General features: G+C 72.4%; 13 protein-coding genes and 1 pseudogene. 3 read left to right on the top strand and 11 right to left on the bottom strand.

What is annotated here, in order from left to right; translation table 11 throughout:
• Positions 1-27 precede the first annotated feature (27 nt).
• Positions 28-2,121: pseudogene (locus tag Adu01nite_RS21075) on the top strand (transglycosylase domain-containing protein); the annotation flags it as partial.
• Positions 2,122-2,368: 247 nt separating this feature from the next.
• Here the strand turns inward: Adu01nite_RS21075 and Adu01nite_RS21070 are convergent.
• Both Adu01nite_RS21070 and Adu01nite_RS21065 read right to left on the bottom strand, forming a co-directional pair.
• Complete coding sequence (locus Adu01nite_RS21070; RefSeq protein WP_203728625.1) at positions 2,369-2,995, bottom strand: TIGR03086 family metal-binding protein; 627 nt, start codon at positions 2,993-2,995, stop codon at positions 2,369-2,371.
• A gap of 145 nt (positions 2,996-3,140) precedes the next feature.
• A complete protein-coding gene (locus Adu01nite_RS21065; RefSeq protein WP_203728624.1) occupies positions 3,141-5,072 on the bottom strand; it encodes a cobyrinic acid a,c-diamide synthase CobB in 1,932 nt (643 codons plus the stop codon).
• Between the two features lie 105 nt (positions 5,073-5,177).
• On the opposite strand from Adu01nite_RS21065, the gene Adu01nite_RS21060 reads away from it, so the two are divergent.
• Positions 5,178-6,110, top strand: a complete 933-nt coding sequence (locus Adu01nite_RS21060) for an SURF1 family cytochrome oxidase biogenesis protein (protein ID WP_203728623.1) — start codon at positions 5,178-5,180, stop codon at positions 6,108-6,110.
• Positions 6,111-6,121: 11 nt separating this feature from the next.
• Positions 6,122-6,586: a hypothetical protein gene (locus Adu01nite_RS21055; protein ID WP_203728622.1), complete on the top strand. Its 465-nt coding sequence runs from the start codon at positions 6,122-6,124 to the stop codon at positions 6,584-6,586.
• Here the strand turns inward: Adu01nite_RS21055 and Adu01nite_RS21050 are convergent.
• The 9 genes from Adu01nite_RS21050 to Adu01nite_RS21010 form a co-directional block, all read right to left on the bottom strand.
• Entirely contained in the window at positions 6,581-8,089 is a 1,509-nt protein-coding gene (locus Adu01nite_RS21050) for an ATP-dependent DNA ligase (protein WP_203728621.1), read from the bottom strand. The genes Adu01nite_RS21055 and Adu01nite_RS21050 overlap by 6 nt on opposite strands.
• Positions 8,090-8,205: 116 nt before the next feature.
• The gene (locus tag Adu01nite_RS49145) at positions 8,206-8,502 is read right to left on the bottom strand and encodes a hypothetical protein (RefSeq protein WP_379128710.1); all 297 of its coding nucleotides are present in this window, start codon (positions 8,500-8,502) and stop codon (positions 8,206-8,208) included.
• Between the two features lie 63 nt (positions 8,503-8,565).
• Entirely contained in the window at positions 8,566-10,038 is a 1,473-nt protein-coding gene (locus tag Adu01nite_RS21040; protein ID WP_203728620.1) for an FAD-dependent monooxygenase, read from the bottom strand.
• Between the two features lie 16 nt (positions 10,039-10,054).
• Positions 10,055-11,407: a dipeptidase gene (locus Adu01nite_RS21035; protein ID WP_203728619.1), complete on the bottom strand. Its 1,353-nt coding sequence runs from the start codon at positions 11,405-11,407 to the stop codon at positions 10,055-10,057.
• Between the two features lie 17 nt (positions 11,408-11,424).
• Positions 11,425-12,471, bottom strand: coding sequence for a M48 family metallopeptidase (locus tag Adu01nite_RS21030; protein ID WP_203728618.1), 1,047 nt, complete (start codon positions 12,469-12,471; stop codon positions 11,425-11,427).
• Positions 12,468-13,055 carry a uridine kinase family protein gene (locus Adu01nite_RS21025; RefSeq protein WP_203728617.1) on the bottom strand — a complete coding sequence of 196 codons (588 nt, stop codon included), beginning with the start codon at positions 13,053-13,055 and terminating at the stop codon, positions 12,468-12,470. The genes Adu01nite_RS21030 and Adu01nite_RS21025 overlap by 4 nt, the downstream gene beginning before the upstream one ends.
• Positions 13,052-14,578, bottom strand: coding sequence for a cobyric acid synthase (locus Adu01nite_RS21020; RefSeq protein WP_203728616.1), 1,527 nt, complete (start codon positions 14,576-14,578; stop codon positions 13,052-13,054). The genes Adu01nite_RS21025 and Adu01nite_RS21020 overlap by 4 nt, the downstream gene beginning before the upstream one ends.
• The gene (locus Adu01nite_RS21015; protein ID WP_203728615.1) at positions 14,575-15,537 is read right to left on the bottom strand and encodes a cobalamin biosynthesis protein; all 963 of its coding nucleotides are present in this window, start codon (positions 15,535-15,537) and stop codon (positions 14,575-14,577) included. The genes Adu01nite_RS21020 and Adu01nite_RS21015 overlap by 4 nt, the downstream gene beginning before the upstream one ends.
• Positions 15,538-15,571: 34 nt before the next feature.
• Positions 15,572-16,030, bottom strand: coding sequence for a hypothetical protein (locus tag Adu01nite_RS21010; RefSeq protein ID WP_203728614.1), 459 nt, complete (start codon positions 16,028-16,030; stop codon positions 15,572-15,574).
• Positions 16,031-16,088 lie beyond the last annotated feature (58 nt).

The raw sequence follows: 16,088 nt of genomic DNA, 5'->3' as shown, positions 1-16,088 counted from the left end.
GGCCGTTTCATCCGGACATGAACACTTTTGTCTTACCTTCGTGTTGTGGCTGCCGGAAAGATTGCTCCCCTCGTCCGTGCGGGCCTGATCGCGGGTCTCGTGGTCGCCGGCCTCGCCTACCCCCTCGCCGCTCTCGCCGGCATGGGCGTCAAAGCCGGCACCGAAGCGCTCAAGGCCATGCCCGACGACCTCATCGAGGTACCTACGGCACAGACCACTTATGTGTACGCCAACGACGGCAAAACCCTGCTCACGATGTTCTACGAGGAACACCGCCGGCCCACCCGGATCGCCGACATGTCGCCGTACGTCACCCAGGCGATCGTCGCGTCCGAGGACAGCCGCTTCTACGAGCACCACGGGGTCGACGCCAAGGGCGTGGCCCGGGCGTTCGTCGCCAACCGGCAGGCCGGCGGCGTCTCCCAGGGCGCGTCCACGCTGACCATGCAGTACGTACGGATGGCCCTGCGGGACAGCGCCAAGACGCCGACCGAGGCGCTGGAGGCCACCGAGCAGACCACCGAGCGCAAGCTCCGCGAGATGCGGCTCGCCGTCGAGCTGGAGAAGCGGCTCTCCAAGCAGGAGATCCTCGAGCGTTACCTGAACTCGGCGTACTTCGGCCACCGGGCGTACGGGATCTTCGCGGCCTCCCAGGTGTTCTTCTCGAAAGCGCCGAAATACCTGGACCTCAACGAGGCGGCGATGCTGGCCGGCCTGGTGAAGGCACCGTCCGCGTACGACCCGGCGGCCGGCGACCAGGAGTCGGCGATCAACCGGCGCAACTACGTGATCGACCAGATGCTCAAGATGCACACGATCACCCCGACGCAGGCGGCCGAGGCCAAGACCGCGAAGATCACGCTGAAGCTCAGCTCGCCGCCGAACGACTGTCTGTCGATCCGCGCCAAATACAACGACTGGGGCTTCTTCTGCGACTACTTCAAGGCCTGGTGGCGGGAGCAGCCGGCCTTCGGCACCAGCCCCGAGGAGCGCGAGGAGAACCTGCGCCGCGGCGGCTACCGAGTGATCACCTCGCTCGACCCGGGCATCCAGGCGTCGGCGATGAAGCACGTGCTGAACAAGGAGAAGGCGCGCAGCCGCTTCGCGCACGGCCAGGTGGTGATCGAGCCGAACACCGGCCGGATCCTCAGCATGGCGGTGAACCGGCACTACTCGCTCGCCCCGAATCCGAAGAAGAACACCAACTACCCGAACACGGTGAACCCGTTGCTCGGCGGCGGCCAGATGGCCGGCTACCAGGCCGGCTCCACCTTCAAGATCTTCACGATGCTGGCCGCCCTGGACGACGGGATGCCGCTGAGCACCAGCTACAACGCGCCCGAGCGGTACTACTCGAAATACATCACCGCGCCCGGGCCGGCCACCTGCGGGCGGCGCTGGTGCCCGAAGAACTCCAGCAAGTCGATGACCGGCAACCAGACCATGTGGAGCGGCTTCGGCAAGTCGGTCAACACCTACTTCGTGCAACTCGAGGAGAAGGTCGGCGCGGACAAGGCGGTCGCGATGGCCGAGCGACTCGGGCTGACCTGGCGCACCGACGTGGACCGCAAGCTGGCCACACCGGAGCACGCGGCCGGGTGGGGCGCGTTCACCCTGGGCGTCAGCGACGTGACACCGATCGAGATGGCGAACGTTTTCGCCACCCTGGCCGCCGAGGGCAACTACTGCTCGCCGTCGCCGGTCAAGGTCATCCGGGGCCGGGACGGCGCCAACACCAAATTCAAGGGACGCCTGGTGGCGGCGCCGGTCTGCCACCGGGTGGTGAGCGAGGACGTCGCCCGGGCGGCGACCGACGCCGCGCGCTGCCCGACTGGTTACGGCGCGGCCAAGGGTTCCTGCGGCGGCGGGGGGACCTCACCGATGGTGTACGCCACCCTCAGGCGCCCGGTCGCCGGGAAGAGCGGGACCACCGACAGCAACAAGACGGCGTGGTTCTGCGGCTTCACCCCACAGCTGGCCGCCGCGGCCTTCGTGGCCGACCCGGACGATCCGAACGACTTCGTCGGGACCAGCCGGTCGACGATCTCCAAATACACCTTCGCCGAGACCCTGCGGGACGCGTTGAAGGGGCAGCCCAAGCTGAAGTTCACCCCGCCGACGCGCAAGATGACCTACGGCGGGCGAAACCGGGACCGGGACCGTTTCTCCGACGACTCGGACTCGGACTCCGACGTCTCCAGCACCGGCCACAAGCGGTCGGACCGCAGTGGAGCCGGCGATGCGGACCGCGACCGGACCCGCTCGGAGGACGCCCGGCCGGATCGGACCCGCTCTCCCAAGCCGGACCGCACCCACTCGAAGGCGCCCAAGCCGGACCGCCCGAAGGCGAGCTGGGGTGGCGACTGACTCAGGCCGCCGGGGCCGACACGGCTCGGCGGCGTGGTGGGCGGCGCCAATTCGGGTCGCGGCCGGCCAGGGCGACCGCCTGGTCCAGCATGGTGGCCTCGCTGTCGGTCGGGGTGACCGGGCCGAACAGGCCCGGGGTGCCCTCGGCCGGGCCCTGGGAGAGGAACTCGATCAGGACGTCGAGGGTGCGCGGGTCGGCCGCGATCTCCTGGCCGGTGGCACGGGCGAGATCCCAGCTGTGCATGATCAACTCGTTCATCGCGACGATGCCCAGGCTCGCGGCCGGCATGGTCACGCCGCCCGCCTGGGACGTGCCCGCCCAGGAGGCCGGGTCTTTCCACGCGGTGGACAGCTCCTCCAGCAGGACCGGGAGGCTGCTGCGCCAATGCCGGGCGAGGTGCTGGGCCGAAGGGTCGGGCGGCGGGCCGTCGGTGCCGGGCGCGTCGGTGCGTTTGCGGGCGGCCTGAGTGAACGCATAGGACAGGCCCATCAGATGATCGAGCAGGGCGGCAACGGTCCAAGCCGGACAGGGGGTGGGCCCGGCCAGCTCGGCGTCGCCGATGCCCAGCAGGAGCGCTCGCAATCTACGAACCGGCGGGTCGAAATCCAGCGGCACACGATCGGCCACGTCGTCCTCCTTCGGGTCGTCGGTGTTAACCCCACGTTACGGGTGAGGTACGACACTTTCGTCGCCGAAGAGGGGCGATTTCGCGGCTGGGCGGGTTTCCGGTTCAAGCATTTCCGGCCCCGGGCGCCCTGGTGGATCAGCCTGATCAGGAGACGGTGATGTCCGCCGTGTCGGACAGGTCGGGGACGCTCGCCACCCCGGACGCGGGAGCCGGACCCGCCGGACCGCCTGGGTGGCCCGCTGCCGGACCGCCCCCGGGGCCGCCGGTCGGGGCCGGGCCGGACGCGGGTCTCGGGCCACTCGCCGGTGGCCGTGGATGCGAGTGCGGGCCCGGCGGGTAGGGCGAGGGCTGCCGTCCGTGCGCCATGGCCGGGGACGCGGCCTGGGCGAAGTGCTGGTCGTCCGTGACCCCCGGTGACGCCGGCTGGCTGTACTGCTGCTGGTCATAGGCCTGCGGCTCGTACGACTGCTGCTGGTCGTACGACTGCTGATCGTATGACTGTTGGTCGTACGCCTGCTGGTCGTACGCCTGCTGGTCGTATGACTGTTGGTCGTACGCCTGTTGGTCGTACGCCTGCTGGTCGTGCGACATCGCCGGGGACGCCGCGGCCGGCAGGGCATGCGCGTGCGACACCTGCGGGGGGTGCTGCGGCAGCGGAATCGGCTGGGTGTGCTGCGGGTGCTGGGACTGGGGGTGCTGAGACTGGCCGGGCCGGGAGGCCGGGCCGGCGATCGCGGCCGTCACCACCCGCTTCGCGATCTCGGGCGCGGCCGCCCAATGCAGCCCCAGCTGTGAGGCGTGCACCTGCCGCCAGACGAAGCCCTCGGGGTTGCCACCCGACCACGTCCACGCCGGCACCGAGCCGGCCCGCGGCGTCACGAGTGCGCGGTGCTGCTTGTATCCGGTGATCCGGGCACCGGCCGGGGCCAGCAACGACGTGGTCGGTGCGGTCGCCTCCCGGTAGCCGGCCACCGTCTGCTCCCCGGTGACCGCCGAGACGTCCAGGACCGCACACATCGGCCGCCCGTCGAAGTCGCGGCCGAGCCACGGCAGCGCCACCCCTTCGGCGACCACCGGCCAGCCGTCGTGGGCGAACTTCGCGACCGCGTTGCAGAGCCGCCGATTGGCCGACAGCTCCTCCGCGTACCCCTCGGGCAGGCCGCCACCGACGACCAGCGCCCGTGTCCCGGCCGGCAGCGCCTCGTCGCGCAGCGGGTCCACCACCACCACGTCGGCGCCGGCCGCGGTGAGCAGCTCGGCCGTCTCGACGTACGTGTAAGGGGCGCCCGGACCACCGGCCAGCGCGACGATCGGACGCTGCTCGAACACCTCGCCGCCGACGGCATCGCCGGGAGTCCAGATCGGGCCCGGCAGGGCCGGCGCGGCGTTGGCCAGCGCCATCAGGCGCTCCAGGTCGAGTCCGCCGGTGACCGCCTCGCCCAGCCGGCGCACCGCCCGGCTCGCCTCGACCGTGCGATGCGCCACCGGCACCGGACCGTGCGCGCGGGCCGGCAGAACGTTCGGCAGGTCGCCGCGGCGCAGCGCGCCCAGCACCGGCATGCCGATGTCGTCGAGCGCGGTGCGCAGCATCTGCTCGTGCCGGGGCGACGCCACCCGGTTGAGGATCACCCCGCCCAGGTGCACCATCTCGTCGAACATCCGGAAGCCGTGCACCAGCGCGGCCAGCGAATGACCCATCGCGGCGACGTCGACGACCAGGACGACCGGGGCCCGCAGGGCGGCGGCGACCGCGGCCGTGCCGTCGATCTCGGGCTGGCCGGTCAGCGAGTCGAACAGGCCCATCGCGCCCTCGATGACCGAGAGCTGCGCGCCGGCGGCGCCGTGCCCGAAGAGCGGGGCGATGCGCTGCGCACCGACCAGCCGCGGGTCGAGGTTGCGACCGGGGCGGCCGGCGGCCAGGCCCAGATAGGCGGCGTCGGTGTGATCCGGGCCGACCTTGAACCCGGCGGTCGAGATGCCACGAGCCACGCAGGCCGCGAGCAGTCCGACGGCGACGGCCGTCTTACCGTGCCCCGACGCGGGGGCGCTCACGACCAGACGGGGCTGGGCGCTCATCAATGGGTCTCCTGACGTGGACTTGCGGGCGGGTGAACAGCACCGCCGGACGGGAGAGTACCCGGCTGCGGCGGCTGCCGCCCGGTCGCCGGGTAGCCTCGTGGGGTGTACCGGTTCCTGGTGACGCCGCGCTGGCTGGGCGCTGCCGCGCTGACGATCGCCGCCTCAGTGATCATGGTCATGCTCGGCAACTGGCAGCTGCGGCGGTATGAGGAACGCAGCGCCATCAACGACCGGATCGACGCGGCCGACTCGACGCAGGCGGTCCCGCTCACCTCGATCCTCGCCACCCCCGCCGGCGCCGGCACCGCCGGTGACTCCCCTGGTAAGAGCCGGGCCTGGACAAAGGTGACGGTGACCGGGACCTACGACACGACCCACGAGATCCAGGCCCGGGGCCGGACGGTGGACAGCGACGTCGGCTTCGAGATCGTGACCCCGCTGGTCCTGACCGACGGCACCGCGGTGCTGATCGACCGCGGCTGGGTGCCGGCCCCGCCGACCGGCGCGAGCGCGGCGCCGACCGTGCCGCCGGCGCCGACCGGCGAGGTCACCGTGGTCGGGCAGGTTCACCTGTCGGAAAGCCGACCGGCCGCGATCGAGCACCGGGACGGGCGGCTGGACACCCGGCGGATCGCGGTGCCGCACCTGGCGCGCGAGATGCCCTACCCGGTCTACGGGGCGTACGTGCTGCTCACCGAGCAGACCCCGGCCGAGGACACGGCCTTCACCCGGATCCCGATCGACCACGAGGACGCCTGGCAGAACGGCGGCTACGCGGTCCAGTGGTGGATGTTCGCCGGGATGGCCCTCATCGCCTACGGGTGGCAGGCGCGCAAGGAGGCGCAGGGCGCGGGTTCTCCCGAGGCGGCCCCGGCCAAGCCGAAGTTGCGCGACCGGGTCGCCGAGGCGGACCGGAAGCGGGAGGCGGCCCGGGCGGCCGCGCTCCGCGAACCGGTGGACCGGGTCGAGGAGGCCGACCGGAAGGCGGCCGCCGAGGCGGAAGCCAGGCTCGCGGCCCCGAGCGGCCAAGACTAGGGTCGACTGTCATGACCTCCCCGAGCGACCCGTGGGGCCCTTCCCCGGATGATCCGTGGACCGCGCCCGACCCGTCGCCGGTGGCGCCGGAACCGATCTCCGCGCCCCCGGTCGCCGCAGCGCCCGGCCCGGTCATCGTGCAGATCGCCGAGATCGCGGTCACCTCGACGACCGTGCACACGCCGGCCGGTGACATCCCGCTGGCCGGGTCGCAGTGGCTGGTCAGCGACTACTGGTTCAGTCAGCAGCGCATCCCCCGATGGGCGATCGTCGCCGCCATCGTCGGCTTCTGCGTCCTGACCGTCTTCAGCCTGCTGTTCCTGCTGGTGAAGGAGACGGTGGCGCAGGGCACGGTGCAGGTGACCGTGACCAACGGCACGAGGCAGTACGTGGCCCGCATCCCGGTCACCGACCAGGGCGCCGTGACCACCATCAACCAGCAGGTCAACTACGTCCGGACCCTGGCGGCCCTATAAGCCGATCGCCCGCACCGTCTCGATGGTGTCGGCCTCGCTCGCCGGCTTGTCATCGCGGTAGCGCAGCACCCGGGCGAACCGCAGCGCCACCCCGCCCGGATAGCGCGGCGACGTCTGCACCCCGTCGAAGGCGATCTCCACCACCTGCTCGGGCCGCACCCGCACCACCCAGCCGTCGTCGCCGGTCTTCAGCTCCTGGAACCGCTCGGTCTGCCAGCGCAGCAACTCGTCGGTGAGGCCCTTGAACGTCTTGCCGAGCATCACGAACCCGCCGGTGGCCGGGTCGAGCGCGCCGAGGTGCAGGTTGGACAGCCAGCCCTTGCGGCGGCCGTGCCCCCACTCGACGGCCAGCACCACCAGGTCGAGCGTGTGCCGGGGTTTGACCTTGACCCAGGCCGAGCCGCGACGGCCCACGTCGTAGGGCGCCTCCAGGGCCTTGACCACCACACCCTCCTGGCCGGCCGCCAGCGCGGCGGCGAAGGCCGCGGCCGCTTCCTCCTCAGTGGTGGCCGGCGTCCGCCCGACCAGCAGCGGCGCCGGCAGCGTGTCGGCGAGGGCCTGCCAGCGCACCCGGCCCGGCTCGTCGAGCAGGTCGGTGCCGTCGAGGTGGAGCAGGTCGAAGAAGTAGGGAACCAGCACCGCCGAGGTGCCGCCGCGGGTGGCGGCCCGGCTCGACGTCTCCTGGAACGGGCGGGGGCGGCCGTCGGGGCCGAGGGTCATCGCCTCGCCGTCGAGCACCGCCTCGCGCAGCGGCAGCTTGCGGGCGGCCTCGACCACCTCGGGCATCCGGCTGGTGATGTCGTCGAGGCTGCGGGTGAAGACGGCCACCTCGTCGCCGGACCGGTGCACCTGGATGCGGATGCCGTCGAGCTTGACGTCGACGGCGGCGGGCGCACCGGTGGCCAGCAGCGCGGCCGCCACGTCGGGCGCGCTCTGCGCGAGCATCGGGGTGAGCGGGGTGCCGACCCGCAGGTGGATCTCGGCGAGCGCGGCCGCACCGCCGGTCAGCGCGGCCACCGCCACCTGCTTGAGGTCACCGGAGAGCAGCAGCGCCCGGCGCACCGCGACCAGCGGCACCTCGGCGGCCTTGGCGATCGCGTCGGCGAGCAGCCCGGCCTGGGCGCCCTGGCGCAGCTCGCCGGAGAACAGGCCGATCAGCAGCCGCTGCTCGTCGGCGGTCGCCGCGCCGAACAGCGCGCCGAGAAGGTCGCGGCGGCGGGCCTGCGAACCGGCCCCGGCCACCACCGAGATCTCGGCGATCGCCGCATCGACCGCGCCGACCGTGAGCGTCGGCTCGGCGGCCGGCGGCGGCCGGTCACGCAGGCTGGCATAGCCCACGCCGGTCTGCCGTTGCCGCAGCTCACCGGCGAGGTAGGCCGACCCGGCGGCGATCTCGCCCGGGTCGAGCCGGCGGAGGGCGTCGGCCACGAGCTCGACCTTGGCCTTACGCCCCGAGGTTGCTGTCACGGCCGCCGAGGTGGCCGCCAAGTCTAGGAACCGCACTGGCCCATCCTGGCAGCCACCTCTGACAATTTCGCCCTGTCACGAAGCTCCCGACCCCCGGTCTCTTCGCTGTTGCGGGCATCACGCGCGCTCCCCCGTATGAAAACGCGCGAGTTTCAGGCCGCGAGCGGCTCGGCGATGCGGAACCCGCGGGCTCGCACCGCGTCGGCGACGCGGGTCAGCTGCGCGTCGATGGCACAGAGGGTCTGGGAGATCTCGTCGAGGTGTTCGGTCAGGGCGGAGTCGTCCCACCCGGTGACGTCGACCTCGTCGAGCGCGCGCACGGCGGCACGCAGCCGGACGATGGATTCGAGGCGGTCACGGGAGCGAAGTCGATCGATGGCGTGGCGCGGCCCGACGGGCATCGGACGCACCACCAGGGTCACCGAGGCAGGCACATCATTCGAACGCATGTTCGAGATCCTAACAGGATCTGATCGACGGCCGCACCTGCTTCACCCGGCCGGGAACGTCACCTATCCGGCCGGCAGCAGATGGCCGAAAGCCTGCGCGGCGTCGCCCGGCAGCGCCGCCGCGGCGACGAAGCCGTCCGGCCGCACCAGGTACAGATGCCCTGGTCGCAGCGTCGTCTCCGGGGCCGGGCGGAAGACGTGCACGGGGATTCCCAAGTCGGGCACGTCGGTGGCGATCACCCCGCCGTAGGCGTGGATCTGCCACTGCAGCGACCGCAGGACGGCGAAGTTGTCGCCCGCCCACGGCAACCGGCGGCCGACCACCGGGTCGCGGCGCCCGGCGCCGGGAAAGGGCGTCATCCGGTAGTGGATGCGGGTCTGCGAGACGTACTGGAACAGCCGGGAACCGCCCCGGCTCGCCGGCAGGACGCGGACCCCGATCGGCGCGGCCAGCGGCACGATCGCCCGGCGCAGGGCGCGGGCGAGGGGCGACTGCGCGGTGATCGCGCCGAACAGCCGGTCGGTGGTGCCGACGAGACGTTTCGCGACCGGGCGGCGCTCCGCCTCGTACCGGTCGAGCCAGGTGTCCTTGCGCCGGCCCTGCAGCACGTCGGCCAGCTTGAAGGCGAGGTTGTGCGCGTCCTGCAAGCCGGTGTTCATGCCCTGGCCGCCGACCGGCGAGTGCACGTGCGCGGCGTCGCCGGCCAGGAAGAACGGCCCGTCCCGGAACTGCGCGGCGATCCGGTGGTGGACTTTGTAGGTGGCGAACCAGCGGGCCTCCTCGTAGGTCACCGCGAACCGGCGCAGCCGCGGCCGGACGTCATCCTCGGTGAGCATGCCGTCGCCGTCGGAGTCGCGGACCAGGCCGATCAGCCGCCAGGTGCCGTGGCCGCGCATCGGGAAGCCGAGCAGGAAGTCGTCGGTGCCGGGCCGCACGTTGATCGCGCCCTCGACCATGCCGGCCGTGGCCAGCGCGTCGATCACGTAGAACCGGTGCGGGTTGGTGATGCCCTCGAAGTCGATCCGGCGGGCGCGGCGGACCGCCGAGTTGGCGCCGTCGCAGCCGACGCAGAAGCGGGCCTGCACGGTGTCGTTGCCGACCTTCGCCTCCACTCCCCGGTCGGTCTGCACGATCGCGGTCACCGGCGTCTCCCAGCGCACGCCGACGCCGAGCTTCTGCAGGTTCTCGTAGAGGATCTCCTCGTTGCGGCTCTGTTCGAGGATCTCGATGTACGGGTACGGCGTGACCCCCGCCCCGATCCGCCCGAGCGGCACCCGCCCGTAGACCCGGTCGAGGAACCCGGGCGCGACCGCGTCGGCGCGATGGGCCGCCGACAGCACCAGGTCACCGAGGCCGAGCTGGTCGTAGATCTCGAGGCTGCGGGCCTGGACGACCAGGGCCCGGGATTCCCGGGTCGGGCCGTCCTTGCCGTCCACCACGATCACGTCGACCCCGAGTTTGACCAGCCAGTTGGCGAGCATCAGCCCGGTCGGGCCGGCTCCCACCACCAGCACGTCGCACGTCAGGTCGGCCATCGGCGACCCGCCTCCTTCAACTCGTCAGCGCCTCCGCCACATTCTTGAGCAGCAGGGCCTCGGCCACGCAGACCCGCTCGAACTCGCCCAGGTGCAGGCTCTCGTCGGGGCCGTGCGCACCGGAGTAGGGGTCTTCCACGCCGGTCACCAGGATCGCCGCCTGCGGGAACAGCTCCTGGAAGGTGGCGATGAACGGGATCGAGCCACCGACGCCCATGTCCACCGGCTGGGTGCCGTCCCAGGCGCCGGCGAACGCGGCCCGGGCCGCGTCGTAGACCGGGCCGGTCGCGTCGATCACGCACGGCGAGCCGCCGGCCTCCAGGGTCACCTCGACCTGGGCGCCCCACGGGACGTGCTTCTCCAGGTGGGCGCGGACCGCCGCGTACGCCGAATCGGGGTCGTCGCCGGGCGCCAGCCGAACGCTGATCTTGGCCTTGGCGGTGGGCTGCAACGCGTTCGCCGCCTCGAAGGTGCGCGGCGCGTCGATGCCGAGCACCGAGATGGCGGGCTTGGTCCAGATCCGGTCGGTGATGGTGCCGTGGCCGAGCAGCTTGACGCCGTCGACGACGCCGCCCTCCTCGCGGAACCGCTCCTCCGGGTAGTCGACGCTCGCGCCCTCCCGGCCGATCAGGCCGTCGACCGCGACGTCACCCTCGTCGTCGTGCAGGGTGGTCAGCAGCCGGGACAGGACCATCAGAGCGTCCGGGATCGGGCCGCCGAACATGCCGCTGTGCACGGCGCTCTTGAGTACCCGGACCTCGGCGAAGAGGTTGACGATGCCGCGCAGCGAGGTGGTCAGCGCGGGCTGGCCGATGTCCCAGTTGCCGGAGTCGGCGATCACGATGACGTCCGAGCGCAGCTCCTCGGTGTGCGCCTCGATGATGTCGTTGAGCGAGTCGGAGCCGTACTCCTCCTCGCCCTCGACGAAGACCACCACACCGACCGGCAGCTGGTCGCCGAACGCGCGCAACGCGGCGACGTGCGCCATCACGCCGGCCTTGTCGTCGGCGGCGCCGCGGCCGTAGAGCCGGCCGTCCCGCTCGACCGGCTCGAACGGGTCGCTGGTCCACAGCGACACGTCGCCGACCGGCTGCACGTCGTGGTGCGCGTAGAGCAGCACGGTGGGCGCGCCGGCCGGGGCCTGCCTGCGGCCGATGACCGCGGGCTGGCCGCCGTGCCGGACGATCTCCGTCTCGAGCCCGCAGCCGCGCAGCAGCTCGGCGACGGCCTCCGCGGACCGCTCGACCTGGGTGTGGTCGAAGCCCTCGAAGGCGATGCCGGGGATTCGGACCAGGTTTTCCAGGTCGGCACGGACCCCGGGCATCTCGCGCGCGATCGCAGCGCGCAGATCGGTTTCACTCAAGCTCATGAGCCGATCCTAGGGGCTTATTCGGCGGAATCCCGCCCTCGGGTGGAGGCCCAGTCGCGGGCACCGCGGGCCGCCGAGCCGGCCAGGTCGGCAGCGCCGCCGCCGACCTTGCGGACCAGGTTGACCAACGGGTCCTGCGAGGTGGTGAAGCTCTCCCGGTAGGAGTTGGCGGCGGCCTTCACGTCGTCGGCGACCGAGGCGTTGCCGTCGTCGTCGCGACGCGGGTATTCGCCGCCGAGGATCCGTGCGTACTCCCCCGAGTCGACCCATCTACGCAGGTCGGCGGCCCGGGCCACCGGCACCGGGTGGGTGCTGCCCAGGGTCATGCCGAACTTGTGGATGCTGTCCCGCAGGTCGCCGCCGCTTTCGTACTCGGCGGCCTGCTCCAGGAACGCGGCCGTGTCGATCTGCGACAGGTCGCCGCCGCCGGCCAGTTTCATCAGCAGGCGGATCGAGGCGGCCGGGTCCTGACCGGCGAGCAGACCGGCCCGGTCGGCGGAGAGCTCGGCCTTGCGCCACCACTCGAGCATCGCCGCGATGATCCCGCGCAGCGCCAGCACGCCGACCGGCAGCCAGCTCACGTTCGCGGTCCACGCGGTGAGGATCATCATGATGGTCTTGTAGACGGAGTGCCCGCTGAGCACGTGACCCAGCTCGTGCCCGAGCACCGCGCGCAGCTCGTCGTCGTCGAGCTTCTCCACCGCGGCCGTGGTGATCACGATGAACGGCTTGTTGAGACCGATCGCCTGCCCGTTGATGATCGGCGACTGGTTGACGTAGAGCTCGGGCAGCTCGGCCACGTCGAGGGTGGCCGCCGCCTCGGTGTAGCGCTGGTAGACGCGTGGGTACTGCCGGTGGTCGACACGGATGGCGCCGGCCAGGAACTGCAGGCGGAAACCCCGCTCGTTCCACATGCCGAAGAACGCCTTCACCAGGTCGTCGAAGCCGCGCAGCTCGCGCAGCGCGGTCAGTGCGCCGCGGTCGGCCGGGTGTTCCCAGGCCCGCGAGCTGATTCCGGTGAGCGTCACCCGCCGGCGTACCGGACGGCTCTCTTCGTCGGTCATCGTCCCCGCCCTCTGAAGCGATCGTCGCCGACCGCCGCGGCACCGTCGACGATCAGGTCGGCGGCAGCGGCGGTCCGGTCCTCGGCGAAGTGCCGGTCCTCGGCAGCACGCCACCGCTCAAGGTACGCCCGGAAAGCAACGCTGTCGTCGCCGTCGCGCTCCACCGCGCGCCGAAACCGCAGGTCAGGAGGGGCCAGGACGAAAACCGAAAGGCTCAGCTCGGGCCGGATCGAGCGCCGCGCGGCACTCACCCCCTCCAGGAGTACGGCCGGAGCGGGCGCGACCGTGAGCTCCGGCCCGTCGAACGCCCCGGTGTCCCATCGGTAACCCCGGTAGACGGCGGTCTCGCCGCGCCGCAGCGGCCCGAGCACCAGCTCTTCGAGCCGCGTCCAGAAGCTGAACTGGTCGTCCCACCCGTCGAGCAGGTCGTCGGTGTGCACGACCGGGGCGCCGAGCTCGGCGGCGAGCCGGCCCGCGAACACGGTCTTGCCGGCCCCGCTCGGCCCGTCGACGGCGGCGAGCCGGATGCGACCGAGTCGCGGTGGCTGGTCGAGAAGATGCGCGGCCAGCTCCGCGTATCTCATGGCGCGCCGGGCGGCACGAACGGCAGCCCGGCCGGCGGCCCCTGCTCGATCAGCCGCCACAGCGCGTCGGTGTCCAGGTGCTCCTCGACCAGGTCGCCGAGCACGTCGAGGGCCCGCTCGCGGACGGCCGCGAACCGGGTGTCCGGCGCCACCGCGAACCCGGACCGGCCGGCCAGCCGCGCCGCCGAGGTGAGGAACCGCCGCCGGAACTCGTCGGACTCGAACGCGCCGTGCCAGTGCGTGCCGAACACGTTGCCGGCCACCGCACCCTCGGGCCGCCCGTCGGCGTAGTGCAGCAGCGGCGGCGGGGACCCGGCCGACACGAACCCGTGGTGGATCTCGTAACCGCTCACCGGTGCACCGAGCCCGTCCCCGGCCGGCCGGGCGAGGGTCTTGCGCGCGGCGAACGCGATGTCCACCGGCAGCAGCCCGAGGCCGGCGACCGTGCCGAGGCCGCTCTCCACCTCGTCGTCGATGCTGCGGGCTAGCATCTGGAAGCCGCCGCAGATGCCCAGCACCGGCTTGCCGGCCGCCGCGTGCCGCCGGATCGCGTCGTCGAGACCCCGCTTGCGCAGCCAGGCGAGGTCGCTGACGGTCGCCTTCGACCCGGGCAGCACGACCAGGTCGGCGTCGGCGATGTCGCCCGGCTCGATGGTCAGCTGCACCCGCACGCCCGGTTCGGTGGCGAGGGCCTCGGCGTCGGTGGCGTTGGAGATGCGCGGCAGCCGCACCACGGCGACCCGCAGCCACTCGGTGCCGCGCGGCGGTCCGGGCCGGCCGAGCGTCCGCCCGTAGGCGAGCGAGTCCTCGGCGTCGAGCCACACCTCGAGATGGAACGGCAGCACGCCGTGCACCGGCCGGCCGGTGGCCTTGGTGATCATGTCGAGGCCCGGTTGCAGCAGGCCGAGGTCGCCGCGGAACTTGTTGATGACGAAGCCGCTGACCAGCGCCTGATCCTCGGGGCTGAGCAGGGCGACGGTGCCGAACAACGCCGCGAAGACGCCGCCGCGGTCGATGTCGCCGACCACGATCGCGGGCAGGCCGGCCGCGCGGGCCAGGCCCATGTTGACGAAGTCGCCGTCCCGCAGGTTGATCTCGGCCGGGCTGCCGGCCCCCTCGCAGATCACCGCGTCGTACTCGGTACGCAGCTCGGCGAGGGTCGCGAAGGCGGTGCCGGCGAGCCGCGCCCGCATCTCCCGGTAGTTGCCGGCGGTGACCGTGCCGACCGCCTCGCCGAGCAGCACGACCTGGCTGGACCGATCGCTGCCCGGCTTGAGCAGCACCGGGTTGAACCGCACGTCCGGCGCGATCCCGCACGCCGCCGCCTGCATGGCCTGCGCCCGGCCGAGCTCGCCGCCGCGGCCGTCGGCACCGACCACGACGGCCGAGTTGTTCGACATGTTCTGCGCCTTGAACGGCGCCACCAGGACCCCGCGCCGGTGCAGCCAGCGGCAGATCCCGGCGGTCAGCACGCTCTTGCCGGCGTCCGATGTGGTCCCGGCGACCAGCAGCCCGCCGCTCATCGGGAGATCCGGGAGAAGCCACGGCTCAGCGCCAGCCCGGCGGCGAGCACCGCGGCCGCCGCGCCGACCGCACCGGAGACCCGCGCGGCCCGGCGCAGATGCCCGGCCGACGGTCGCGGGCCGTCACCGAGGAACGGCCGCACCTCAGTTCGTCCGAAATAGACGTTTCGCCCGCCGAGCCGAACCCCCAGCGCCCCGGCCATGGCCGACTCGCACTGGCCGGCGTTGGGCGACGGGTGATCGTTGCGGTCGCGTTTGAAGACTCGCAGCGCCTCGGCCGGCGACCCGCCCGCGACCGGCGACACCGCGACGGTCAGCAGCCCGGTCAGCCGCGACGGCACCAGGTTGAGCAGGTCGTCGAGCCGCGCCGACGGGGTGCCGAAGCGTGCGTAGCGGGCCGAGCGGTGCCCGACCATGGCGTCCAGGGTGTTCGCCGCCCGGTAGGCCAGCAGACCCGGCAGCCCGAGCAGACCGCCCCAGATCAGCGGCGCCACCACGGCGTCCGACGTGTTCTCGGCGACCGACTCGACGGTGGCCCGGGCCAGCTCCGGCTCGTCCGATGTCGAGGGATCGCGCCCGCACAGGTGGTTGAGCCGCCCGCGGGCGGCCGGCAGATCCCCGGCGTCCAGGTGGCCGGCCATGATCCGGGACTCCCGGCGCAGCGTGCGGCCGCCGAGCACGGTCCAGGTGGCGGCCGCGACCAGCGCCGCCCGGGCGACCGGCCGCCGCCGGGTGGCCGCCGCCCCGGCGAGCCCCAGCAGTGCGGGCCCGCCGACGGCGACGGCGGTGAACACGGCACCGGACCGGCGGTTCGGTGCGTACACCTTCTTCTCGAGCGCACCGGCCGCCGTGCCGAAGCCGGCGACCGGGTGGAACCGTCGTGGGTCACCGAGCACGGCGTCGAGCAGGAACCCGGCGATCAGCCCCACGGCGTCCGCCGAACCACTGTTCTTGGCCATGCGCGCTTTCCCCCATGTATTGAAATTTCCGACCTTACGGTTGCAGATCGCACACCCAGACCGGGAACTCGTCGGCCTCCGCCGCCGGATCGGACGGTATCGGCACCGGTTCCAGTTGACCCCAGGCGATGGCGCCCGGCGCCCGGTCCACCAGAAATTCGGTGACGATCGAGTGCAGATCGCTGGTCGTCCGGTAGGGCGAACCGAACGGCAGCTTGTCGTGCGGGCACGAACCGGCGGAGCAGCGCAACTGCCCGGCTTGCCCGTCGTGCCAGACGTAGAACGTGACCGGCCCCTGGTGTTTTCCCGCCACCTGATCGCGCAGCAGCTCGGCCGTCTCCTCGAAGGCGGCCACCACCTCGTCGGCCGACAAGCCCATGCGCTCGTGCGGTGGAGCGCCGAGCCAGTTGGTGTTGGCGTGCTCGGCGTCCTGGTCGTTGGGCGAAATCACCAGTGTCTCGCCCGCGATCGCGCGGATCTCCTTCAACAGCACGGGTTCAGTCTGCCCGCCCGGCCCGGGCGCGGCCCACCCGGGCGGGTCCGCCGGGTGG

The sequence above is a fragment of the Paractinoplanes durhamensis genome (assembly GCF_016862175.1).
Classification (GTDB): domain Bacteria; phylum Actinomycetota; class Actinomycetes; order Mycobacteriales; family Micromonosporaceae; genus Actinoplanes; species Actinoplanes durhamensis.
This window is presented reverse-complemented; position numbering and strand designations above follow the sequence as displayed.